The sequence below is a fragment of the Oleiphilus sp. HI0061 genome (assembly GCF_001635675.1).
In genome coordinates, this window is record NZ_LWFE01000704.1 from 1 (window position 1) to 368 (window position 368).

Sequence of the window (368 nt, forward strand, 5' to 3'; positions counted from 1 at the left end):
TCCACATTGATGCTATATAAAGTACTACACCAATTGTTGCGATCCAGAAATGACTGTTTATCAGCGATTCGCTATACATGCGCTTTTTGTTAAATAGCTCAGGAACAAGCATGTAAACGGAACCGATAGTAATAAAAGCAACCCAACCAAGCGCACCTGAATGAACGTGCCCAACTGTCCAGTCAGTATAGTGAGATAGTGCGTTGACGGTTTTTATCGACATCATTGGCCCTTCAAAGGTCGACATGCCATAGAACGATAGGGATACAATCAGGAACTTAAGGATCGGGTCAGAGCGTAACTTATCCCATGCGCCAGATAGCGTCATGATACCGTTGATCATACCACCCCATGACGGAGCTAATAGA

Annotated in this window: 1 protein-coding gene; it reads right to left on the minus strand. The window is 44.0% G+C overall.

Translation table 11 applies throughout. The features are described from left to right. Positions 1 to 368: cbb3-type cytochrome c oxidase subunit I (locus A3735_RS08920; protein ID WP_197485777.1), on the minus strand; the 368-nt coding region annotated here is incomplete at both ends.